Source organism: Sphaerospermopsis reniformis (assembly GCF_005402885.1).
GTDB classification, from domain to species: domain Bacteria; phylum Cyanobacteriota; class Cyanobacteriia; order Cyanobacteriales; family Nostocaceae; genus Sphaerospermopsis; species Sphaerospermopsis kisseleviana.
In genome coordinates this window covers 1-3,088 of record NZ_BJCE01000384.1, presented here as the reverse complement: position 1 = coordinate 3,088, position 3,088 = coordinate 1, and the positions used below count along the sequence as shown (strand labels likewise).

General features: G+C 43.0%; 2 protein-coding genes. Both read left to right on the top strand.

The features are described 5' to 3' along the window. Window positions 1-321: 321 nt before the first annotated feature. Window positions 322-1,428 carry a glycosyltransferase gene (locus FFR48_RS26670; RefSeq protein ID WP_137669435.1) on the top strand — a complete coding sequence of 369 codons (1,107 nt, stop codon included), beginning with the start codon at window positions 322-324 and terminating at the stop codon, window positions 1,426-1,428. Window positions 1,429-1,787: 359 nt separating this feature from the next. After that, window positions 1,788-2,960 (top strand): glycosyltransferase family 4 protein, encoded by a 1,173-nt coding sequence (locus FFR48_RS26665; protein ID WP_137669434.1) that lies wholly within the window; start codon window positions 1,788-1,790, stop codon window positions 2,958-2,960. Window positions 2,961-3,088: the final 128 nt, after the last annotated feature.

Sequence of the window (3,088 nt, the reverse complement as noted above, 5' to 3'; positions counted from 1 at the left end):
CTCTTGAAATCCCCAAAAATGCACACTTTTTCCGGTATACCCTTCAAAACCCTTGCACTAATTTCTGTGTTTATCAGCCTCTAACCTTTGATATATCAAGGTTTTAGGTTTATTCAGCAAACCCTAACTAAGAGGATGTTTGTCAAGTCATGATTAGTGTATCAAATATTGTCTGACCCCGACCCGTTCCCCGTTATCTAGTACGGACTACTGACAAAAAGTCCTATATAAGACCTTCTTTCGGTGTTCCCTGTTCCCTGTTCCCTGTTCCCTGTTCCCTGCCTCTACGAAAGATTCATAAATCAAACCGGATTCCTATATATGAATATTGTCATAGATGCTCTGCCCATTAATCATATGTCAGGTAGACACGTCATTTCTGGGCATTTACGAATGTTGTCCAAGTATCATGGCGATCGCCATCAATTTTTTGTTCTACATCACCACAACAATCGGGATCTTTGTTGCGACCTAGGATCGAGTTTTCACTGGATAGAGTGTCCTAATTTTGGTGAAAACTGGACGGCTCGACTTTGGTGGCAATTTACTCAGTTAGAGTCCCTCCTAACCCAACTAGAAGCTCAACTAATTATTTCAACCTCCGGCGCTCTGGTTCCCGGAACTAAATTACCCCAAGTGGTGATTGCCCAAAATCCCTGGTGTTATGTTAGGGAATTTCACTACACAATTGGCGATCGCCTGAAGGCCTGGCTGCAAAGACAGGGCTACAAACAAGCCCAAAAAAAAGCACAGGCCATGTTTTATTTATCTGAATATGTCGCCAGACTCTACGAAAACGATGCGGGGGTAAAACCTCAAGCTGGTAAAATTCTTTATGTTGGTATTGATGAGGAAACCTACCAAGTGGCTCAAAGTCAATACCTAACCTTTGAACAACGTCCATTAGAAATCCTGACTGTTTCCGCAATGACACCCCACAAAGCCATTGAAGATGTTGTCAAAGTATTCTCAAGACTCCACGAATTAAACACCCGTGTTCATTTAACCCTAGTCGGTCCTTGGAGTACGGATGATTACCGCTCGAAAATTGAAACATTAATACAAGCCCTCAACCTCAGTAATTTTGTCACAATTACTGGTAAAGTATCTGTCAGTCAACTACGGGAACACTATCGCCGCGCTCGGGCATTTTGTCTTTTAAGCCGTTCAGAGTCCTTTGGTATACCCGCAGTAGAAGCCCAAGCCTTTGGGACTCCAACTATTGTGGCGGATGTGTGCGCTCCACCCGAAGTGGCTGGACTGGGTGGTATAGTCATTGATCCACAACAAATCCAGGAGCAGATTCCACTAATTCAATCTTTGCTGACTGATAGGGAAACTTGGAGCAGTTATTCTACCATGGCACTGGAAAATACAGAGCGATTCCGATGGCAGAAAGTTTCAAAGCCTTTAATTAGTTACTTTTAACTTTTATAGGACTTACGCAAGATGTGACTTAAAACCTTATTCTTGTGTAGGGGTAATTCATGAATTACCCCTACTTTCATTCCCTTTTACGTAAGTCCTGTTTTAATTAGGGCTTGCTGAATAAACCTAAAACCTTGATATATCAAAGGTTAGAGGCTGATAAACACAGAAATTAGTGCAAGGGTTTTGAAGGGTATACCGGAATGTGCATTTTTTGGGATTTCAAGAGATGGCAAAGAAATTTTCAAATCTCCTCCTGACTCATGACTCCTGACTCCTGACTCCTGACTCCTATGCCCTCACGGAAAGACTTTCTCAGCAACCCCTAATTATGGTCTTTTAATTATGGTCTTTTAATTATGGTCTTTAAAGTCGGTATTCTCACCACCCACCCAATTCAATATCAAGTACCCTGGTTTCGCCTATTAGCCCAGAACGCTGACATCGATCTGCACGTCTTTTTCTGTATGATTCCCAATGCTATGCAGCAGGGAGATGGATTTGGGGTGGCTTTTGAGTGGGATGTTCCTTTATTGAATGGCTATGAATATCAAGTTTTAACAAATATTGCCCAAACACCATCTGTAACCAACTCTGGGGGCTGTGATACCCCAGAAATTTTTGCGATCGTCAAAAACGGCAATTGGGATGTTTTTATCGTCAATGGTTGGGTTGTTAAAAGCTGCCTGCAACTCCTGGTAGCTTGCCGATTGTATAGCATTCCCTGTATTGTCCGGGGGGAATCTAATCATCTTGCCCATAGGGCATGGTGGAAAAAACAACTGCAACGGCTATTAATTAGTCAGTATAGTGCCTGTTTGTATATTGGAAAAGCTAACCAACAGTTTTATCTCAACAATGGTGTAGCACCAGAAAAACTATTTTCTACCCCCTATTGTATAGACAACGAAAGATTTACCGCCGATACCAGTCAGATCCTTAGTGAAAAATCCTCTCTTCTAGAAAAATTCCGCTTAGACCCCCACACCGTCACCTTCCTTTACTGTGCTAAGTTTATTCCTAAAAAACATCCCCTAGATTTACTCCAGGCGATCGCCCTATTACAACAAAACCATCAACCCACAGGGCAACTACTGATGGTGGGAGACGGGGAATTACGCCCTATCTGTGAACAATTTGTCCGAGATCACCAACTACCAGTTAGGTTTGCCGGGTTTCTCAACCAGAGTGAAATCATTGCTGCTTACCTGGTGTCCGACTGTCTCGTCCTCCCCTCTGATGCCGGTGAAACCTGGGGGCTAGTGGTCAATGAAGCCATGGCCTGTGGACTACCAGCGATTGTTTCCGATCAAGTAGGATGCCATTTTGACCTGATTGCACCGGAAACTGGTTGGACTTACCCCATGGGACAAATAGACAAGTTAGGCGATCGCCTAGCCACAGCGATCAAACTAGGTCAAGAAAAGCTGGCTGAGATGGGAAGTAACGCCCAGAGAAAAGTGATGATGGAATATAATTACCAAAAAGTAGTCTGTGGTATTACAGAAGCCATTCGTTATGTGCGGAGTTAACTGGGGTTTGCTGAATAAACCTAAAACCTTGATATATCAAAGGTTAGAGGCTGATAAACAGGAAAAAAGTGCAAGGGTTTTGAAGGGTATACCGGAAAAAGTGTGCATTTTTTGGGATTTCAAGAGAT